The organism is Burkholderia sp. 9779_493 (genome assembly GCF_015712215.1).
In the GTDB taxonomy this organism is placed as follows: Bacteria; Pseudomonadota; Gammaproteobacteria; order Burkholderiales; family Burkholderiaceae; genus Burkholderia; species Burkholderia cenocepacia.
On sequence record NZ_JACCQA010000026.1, the window covers coordinates 90,922 to 97,905 of the forward strand.

The 6,984-nt window shown below is 69.0% G+C and carries 7 protein-coding genes; 3 read left to right on the plus strand and 4 right to left on the minus strand.

Features of this window, described 5'->3' with window-relative positions; translation table 11 throughout:
* Positions 1-95: 95 nt before the first annotated feature.
* A complete protein-coding gene (locus H0X95_RS24825; protein WP_196446253.1) occupies positions 96-1,346 on the plus strand; it encodes an MFS transporter in 1,251 nt (416 codons plus the stop codon).
* A gap of 177 nt (positions 1,347-1,523) precedes the next feature.
* Positions 1,524-2,135 carry a cysteine hydrolase family protein gene (locus H0X95_RS24830; protein ID WP_006492743.1) on the plus strand — a complete coding sequence of 204 codons (612 nt, stop codon included), beginning with the start codon at positions 1,524-1,526 and terminating at the stop codon, positions 2,133-2,135.
* Between the two features lie 18 nt (positions 2,136-2,153).
* Here H0X95_RS24830 and H0X95_RS24835 read toward each other — a convergent pair whose 3' ends face one another.
* The 3 genes from H0X95_RS24835 to H0X95_RS24845 all read right to left on the minus strand — a co-directional run bounded on the left by H0X95_RS24835 (position 2,154) and on the right by H0X95_RS24845 (position 5,727).
* Positions 2,154-3,779: an amidohydrolase gene (locus tag H0X95_RS24835; protein WP_196446254.1), complete on the minus strand. Its 1,626-nt coding sequence runs from the start codon at positions 3,777-3,779 to the stop codon at positions 2,154-2,156.
* A gap of 416 nt (positions 3,780-4,195) precedes the next feature.
* Positions 4,196-5,092 carry a helix-turn-helix transcriptional regulator gene (locus H0X95_RS24840; protein ID WP_230878283.1) on the minus strand — a complete coding sequence of 299 codons (897 nt, stop codon included), beginning with the start codon at positions 5,090-5,092 and terminating at the stop codon, positions 4,196-4,198.
* Between the two features lie 155 nt (positions 5,093-5,247).
* Positions 5,248-5,727 carry a nuclear transport factor 2 family protein gene (locus H0X95_RS24845; RefSeq protein ID WP_059720747.1) on the minus strand — a complete coding sequence of 160 codons (480 nt, stop codon included), beginning with the start codon at positions 5,725-5,727 and terminating at the stop codon, positions 5,248-5,250.
* A 326-nt stretch (positions 5,728-6,053) separates the two neighbouring features.
* Between H0X95_RS24845 and H0X95_RS24850 the strand changes: the two genes are divergently transcribed.
* Positions 6,054-6,440: a winged helix-turn-helix transcriptional regulator gene (locus H0X95_RS24850; protein ID WP_006486039.1), complete on the plus strand. Its 387-nt coding sequence runs from the start codon at positions 6,054-6,056 to the stop codon at positions 6,438-6,440.
* Between the two features lie 250 nt (positions 6,441-6,690).
* Here H0X95_RS24850 and H0X95_RS24855 read toward each other — a convergent pair whose 3' ends face one another.
* Positions 6,691-6,966 carry a YXWGXW repeat-containing protein gene (locus tag H0X95_RS24855; RefSeq protein ID WP_077208832.1) on the minus strand — a complete coding sequence of 92 codons (276 nt, stop codon included), beginning with the start codon at positions 6,964-6,966 and terminating at the stop codon, positions 6,691-6,693.
* Positions 6,967-6,984: the final 18 nt, after the last annotated feature.

A 6,984-nucleotide genomic window follows, 5' to 3' on the forward strand; every position in this document is an offset into this window, starting at 1 on the left:
GCGAGCCGATGATGAGCATCGCGGCCGGCCATCTACCGCGGCGGCCGCCGCGTCATTACGCTTGGGCGATCGTCCACTCTGTCCGGAAGGTCGCCATGTCCCGGCTCGACTACACCCTGCTCGGCCCCTGCCTGCTCGCCATCGCGCTCGACGCGATGGGGTTCGGGCTCGTCTATCCGATGATGTCCGCGATCTTCAGCGATCCGCACGCGGGCATCCTGCCGGCCGACGCCGGCGCGCATGCGCGCAATTTCTATCTCGGCCTCGGCTACGGGATCTACCCGCTGTGCATGTTCTTCGGCTCGTCGCTGATGGGCGAGCTGTCCGATCGCTACGGCCGCCGCCGGATCCTGCTGCTGTGCGTGCTCGGCCTCGCGGCCGGCTACGCGCTGATGGCGGCCGGCGCGTGGCGGGCCAGCATCGCGCTGCTGCTGGCCGGCCGTGGGCTCACGGGCCTGATGGCCGGCTGCCAGGGCATCGCGCAGGCGGCCATCACCGATCTCAGCACACCCGACACGAAGGCGTACAACATGAGCATCATGTCGCTCGCGTTCAGCGCGGGCGTGATCGTCGGCCCGGTGCTCGGCGGCGTCACGTCCGACCGGACGATCTCGCCGCTGTTCGACTACGGCACGCCGTTCGTGCTGGTCGCCGCGCTGTCGCTGATCTGCGCGGGCTGGACCTGGGCGTCGTATCGCGATTCCGCCGCGCTGCGCGGCGATACGCGCATCGATCCATTGCTGCCGCTGCGGATCATCTGGGAGGCCGCGCGACAGCGCAACGTCGCGTTCCTGTCGGTGGTGTTCTTCCTGATGCAGGTCGGCTACGGACTCTACCTGCAGACCATCATGCTGCTGTTGCAGGCGAAATTCGGCTATACGAGCGCGCGACTCGGGCTGTTCAGCGGCGTGATCGGCATCTGTTTCGTGTTCGGGCTGCTGTGTGTCGTGCGGTTGATGTTGCGCGTGTGGCGTGTGATCGATATCGCGAAGACGGGCCTGCTCGTGGCCGGCCTTGGCCAAATCCTGTCCGCGCTGTTTCCGCACGAACCGGTGCTGTGGGCGCTTGCGATGGTCGTCGGCTGCTTCGACATGGTTGCGTACACGACGATGTATACGGCGTTTTCCGATGCCGTCAGCGACGATCGGCAGGGCTGGGCGCTCGGCGTCGCGGGCTCGGTGATGGCGGTCGCGTGGGTCGTGACGGGCGCGCTGACGAACCTGCTGCCCGTATTCGGCGAAATCGGACTGCTGCTGACCGGCGGCGCGGGTTTCCTGCTCAGCTTCGCGATGATGGTCGCGTACGGCCGCACGCGGCCGGGCGCGCGAACGGCCGCGCTGTCGTAAGTTGCTCACACGTACGTTGGCCCGATCCTGTCGGAGGTTGTCCCGCGCGCCGCTGTCGCATCGCGCCGCGCGGCCCGACACTGGCGCGTCGCGGCCGGAGAGGTTCCGGGCCGCGGGCGGCGGCGCCGGCCGGGCCGGCGCGCCGTTTCGTCAACGTACCCACCGAGAGAGCATGTCATGCAACATCCGACCATCCGTACCCTGGCCGGCGCGAGCGCGCCGACGTCGATCGCCGCCGCCCGCACCGCGCTGCTGGTGATCGATTTCCAGAACGAATACTTCAGCGGCCGCCTGCCGATTCCGGACGGGCCGCGCGCGCTGGGCAATACGCAGCGCGTGATCGCGTTCGCCGATCGCGCGGGCATTCCGGTGTTCCACGTCCAGCACGTCGATACGGCCGACAGCCCGATCTTCGCCGATGGCAGCGACGGCTTCCGTTTTCATGCGGACCTGCAGCCGGCGCCGCATCACGCCGTCGTGAAGAAAACGTCGGTGAGCGTTTTCCCGACGACGGATCTCGATGCGCGGCTCAAGGCGGCCGGCATCGACACGCTGATCGTCACCGGCCTGATGACGCATGCGTGCGTGGCCGGCGCGGCACGCGATGCGGTGCCGCTGGGCTATGCGGTGATCGTCGTCGACGATGCCTGTGCGACGCGCGACCTCGACGTCGCGGACGGCGGCACGGTGCCGCACCGCGAGCTCCATCGCGCGACGCTGGCCGCGCTGTCGGACACGTTCGGCGACGTGCTGACGACCGAGCAGGTGCTGGCGCTCGGCGTCGCGTGACGGCGGCCGGTTCGCGCGTCAGCCGGCCCAGCCCGGCGCGGCGTACACGACTTCGCCGCGGAAGCACGTTTCGATCACGCGGGCCTGCGCGAACGTCTCGACCGGGTGCGCGAACGGATTGCGGTCGAGGATCGCGAAGCTCGCGTCCTTGCCCGCTTCGAGCGAGCCCGTGCAGTCGTCGAAGCGCAGCGCATACGCGGTGTTGACCGTATAGGCCTCGAGCATCGTGAGCAGGTCGAGCCGTTCGTGCGGATTCCACGGCGGGCTGTCCGGCTGGTCGATCAGCAGGTGCGTGACGCCCGTCTGGATGATCTGCATCGGGTCCATCGTGCTGACCGACCAGTCCGAACCGGCCGCGAGCATCGCCCCCGCGTTGCGCAGGCTGCGGAACGGATAGTTGCGTGCGGTGCGCTCGGCGCCGAGCAGGTCGCGGTAGAGCTGTTGCTGCTCCTCGCGGGCGGCGGTCCACAGCGTCTGCACGCTCGCGATCGCGCCGAGCCGGTTGAAGCGGCTCATGTCGGCCGGATCGACGAGTTGCAGGTGCGCGAGCTGCGCGCGCCGGTCGCGCATCCCGTTGCGGCGCTGGACGGTTTCGAGCGCGTCGAGCGTCATGCGCACCGCGCGGTCGGCGAGTGTGTGGAAGTGCAGGTCGAAGCCGGCCGTATCGGCGAGCAGGCAGATTTCGTTCAGTGCGTCCTGGCTCCACAGCGCGAGGCCGCAGTCGTCGGTGCCGGCGTACGGCTCGAGCAGCGCGGCGGTTTTCGATTCGGGCACGCCGTCGACGAAGATCTTCACCGTATGCAGGCGCAGGTTGTCGCGCTCGTACTCACGGCGCCACGCGACGAAGCGTTCGACCTGCTCGCGCGGATCGCGGCGCGGGTTCGCATAGAGGCCCGCGCTCATGTAGGCCTTCAGCGTGCCGGCGCGCTGCGCGTCGGCGTAAGCCTTGAGTTCCGCCTCCTCGACGCGTGCGTCGAACCAGCCGGTGATGCCGTAGCCGTGCGCCATCGCATGGGCTTTCGCGAGCGACTTCGGGTAGCCGGCCGGGCTCAGTTGCGGAATGATCGGGCAGACGCGGTAGAACGCCGCTTCATGCACGACGCCGGTCGGCGCGCCCGACGCATCGCGCTCGATCACGCCGCCGGACGGATCGGGCGTATCGGTGCGGATGCCGGCCGCTTCGAGCCCTTTCGTGTTGAGGCAGCCGCTGTGCACGTCGAAGCCGACCACGAGCAGCGGCCGGTCGGGCACGACCCGGTCGAGCCGTTCGCGGGTCGGATACGCGCCGAACGCGGCGAGGTTCGCGCCGCCGAGATAGACCCACGGCTCGTTCGGCGTCGCATCGGCGCATGCGCGGATGCGTTGCACGATCGTGTCCGGATCGTTGATGCCGGACAGGTCGAAGTCGCCGAGGATCTGATGGCCTTCGAGCGGATGAACGTGACCGTCGATGAAGCCGGGCAGCATCAGCCGGCCGGCGAGGTCGACCGTGCGCGTCGCGGGGCCGGCCAGCGGGCGGATGTCGTCGTCGCGGCCGACCGCGACGATCTTGCCGTCCTTCGTCGCAAGGGCCTGCGCGAAGCGGCGCTGCGCGTCGCCCGTGTAAAGCAGGCCGTTCAGATAGACGGTATCGGCGTGTTGCATGTGTCTCCTCCGGATGGGGGTGTGTCGACGGGCGCACGCGTCCGACGGGCGGGCCGTGTGGCTCGTCCGGTCGCATGAACCCGGTCGGGTTGGAATGGGATGCGGAGCGTTATGTCCCGGCGCCGCGCGGCAGAGGCGGGGCTGCGCGGGGATGAAGGCCGACCACGGCTACCGGAGCGTCATGCCGGGTTCGTCGACGAGCGCGTATCGGTACAGCGGCGATCGACGTGCACGCGGCCGCGCGGGCCGGCGTCCCTTCGGTATTCGGCATTGCGTGTCTCCGTGGCATCCGACGCGTTCCTGTCGTCGGTGGAGACAGATACTAGGAGCGGGAGCGGCGGCTGTCTGTCATCGTTTTGAGGACAACGCGCGACAAAGGAGGACGGACGGTAGAAGTCACGACGCAGTGGTGGCGGCTAGTTGCCGCGGTCTTCCGGCGTTGCTTCTTCCTCGACGCACCACGCGAAGAGCCCGGCCCGGTTCGCGACGCCGAGTTTCGCGAGCGCACGGCCGAGATAGGTGCGTACGCTGCTCGGCTTGAGCGCGAGCGTGTCGGCGATCCGCGGAACAGGCTGGCCCTGCAGCACCGCGCGGCACACGAGCCGTTCGCGCTGCGACAGCGTCGCGCCGCTGCGCGCCAGGCGCTGTTCGAAGCGCTGCAGCAGCGCGCCGTCGTCCGAGCGCGGTGTCAGGCGGGCGAGCCGCGCATGCTGGATCAGCAGCGGCAGCACGAAATCGCCGAGCTGACGCAGCAGTGCCAGTTCGGCCAGCGTATAGGACGGCTGGCCGCGCCGGCGGAACAGCGAGAACGCATAGACGTAGTCGCGTTCGCTGCCGAGCAGCGTGCAGTCTTCGCCGAGCTCGCCGAGCGCGAACTGGCGGCCGTACTCGGTCGCCGTGTCGATTTCCTCGTTGCACGAGAACACGAGCTGCGAATCGGTCGCGCGCTCGATGTGCGGAAGCAGCGTGTCGGAGCGCCAGTCGCCCTGTGTATACAGATCGAGCGCGTGGCGCGTGCCGTCCGGATCGTCGCCGCCGGCGAAGAACAGCACGTCGACGCTGTCGACCGAGTGCGACGGCGCGTCGCGACGGTAACGCGTCGCGACGCTGTAATGGGACTGCGGGTCGATGGTTTCGCGCAGCCACGCCCAGAGCCGGGCGGGAAACTGCGGACTGCCGAGGCTGGCGACCAGGTCGCCGGCGTTGCTCAGGGAAATATGGGCGGGGCTCATCGTTGACACCGTCTTCGCGAACGGCCGCGCGTGCAGGCCGTGGGTCGCGTGCGGCGGCACGGTGGCCGGCATTGCGATCATGCGAGACGGAGGCCGGCGCGGCGGCGAAGCACGATTGTAGGGGAGTTCGCCGCCGCGGGGCATCCGCGCTTGCCCGGCGGCCGGCCGACGCTCCGGTGAGCGCGATGCGGTGCCGGTCGCGGCGTGCCGCGCGCCGGCCTCGTGCATCAGGACAATCAGAACATCGTGTTCCGGTTCGCGGACGTTTCGGGTACCGGCTGGATCACGTCCCAGTGTTCGACGATCTTGCCGTCCTTCACGCGGAAGCTGTCGACCACCGCTTCGCCGCGATCGCCCGGCCGCTCGGTCGCATGCACGTGCAGGTAGACGAGATCGCCGTCGGCCGCGCTGCGGACGATGCGCGCGCGCGAAGCCGGGTTCTTCTGGAACGCGCCGACGAAGTACGACACGAACGGCTGCTTGCCGTCCGGCACGTGCGGGTTGTGCTGTTTGTAGTCGTCCGCGACGACGGCGGCGGCTTCGACTGCTTCGTGCCGGTTGAAGAAGCGGTCGTAGAACGTCAGCACCAACTGGCGGTTGGCTTCCTCCGCGGCCAGGTCGCGCGTGGCCGGGCCGGCAGCCAGCGCGGCCGCCGATGATGCGGCCAGCAGAACGAATGCGGCAACGGCGCGAGCGGGGGAGCGGAACGATGACATGTAGCGTTTTCCTTGTCTGACGGTTCGTGGAGGGATGCGCGAGCGAGACGGCGGCTTTGCGCGGCGCGCGACGATCGGCGGTCGGTGCACGCGGGGCGCGACATGCACGCCGTATCGGCATCAACGGCGCGCCGACGAGGCCACGTTGCCGCTGCCGGTATTGCGACGCCGCGGGGCATCGTCATGCTTCGTTGAACTGGCGAATCCGGGCGGCTGTCGGGCCGATCGAATGGTACAGTTGCCGCGAACCCGTCACAAGAAGTCACCACGGTGTGAACAGGTCACGCCGCGGTGACCGCGCATCGCCCTTGAAAGAGAATGCCGTCATGCCGCTTCCGTCCGCCGACGAATCCGTCGAACTCGATCAGCCATGCCCGATCCGCGATGTGCTCGACCGCATCGGCGACCAGTGGAGCCTGCTCGTACTCGAGGCGCTGGCGGGCGGAACGATGCGCTTCAACGAACTCGGCCGTACGATCGGCGATGTGTCGAACCAGATGCTGTCGCGCACGCTGAAGCGGCTCGAACACGACGGTTTCGTCAGCCGCACGCTGTTCGCCGAAGTGCCGCCGCGTGTCGAATATGCGTTGACCGACCTCGGGCGTTCGTTCCTGACGCCGATGCAGGCGATGATCCGGTGGGCCGACGAACATCATCGCGCGATCTGCGCGGCGCGCCGTCGGGCGCGCGAGCAGGAAGGCGGCGGGCGTTGAGTGCGCTGCGTGCATCGGTTCGTTGACCGGCGGTGCGCGGCGGACGAGCTCGACGGGTTGAAGCATGTGCGGATGCATTCGCATCGCCATCGCGTGACTTCGTTGTCCGAAGGATGGCGTCGGAATGGATAGCCCGACGATAGGTTGATTTGGCACCCTTGCCGTGGCGACTGATTCCGTGGCGCGAACGGCGGCGGTTCTCGTGCACCGTCCGGCCCGGGCGCTTCATCGGCCGGTATCGAGCCGCTGCTTACCGCCACGAACCGTCGACGTAGACCCAGACCGGCCCTTGGCGGCGCCAGTAGCCGGGCACCCAGCGGCGCCCGGGGCGCCGTGCGACCCAGCGACCGGACACCCATATATAGCGACCGCGCTGCCAGCGCCAGTAGCCGTCCGTCCATATATAGCCGTGCGGCCGCGGCGGCGGCGGGCGACGATCGTGGCGTGCCGCCGGCGGTGCGAAGCTCGGCCGATCCGCATAGGGCGGCCCGCCCGGTACGCGGTTCGGACCGGAGGGGCGATACACGGGCGGGCCGCCCTATGC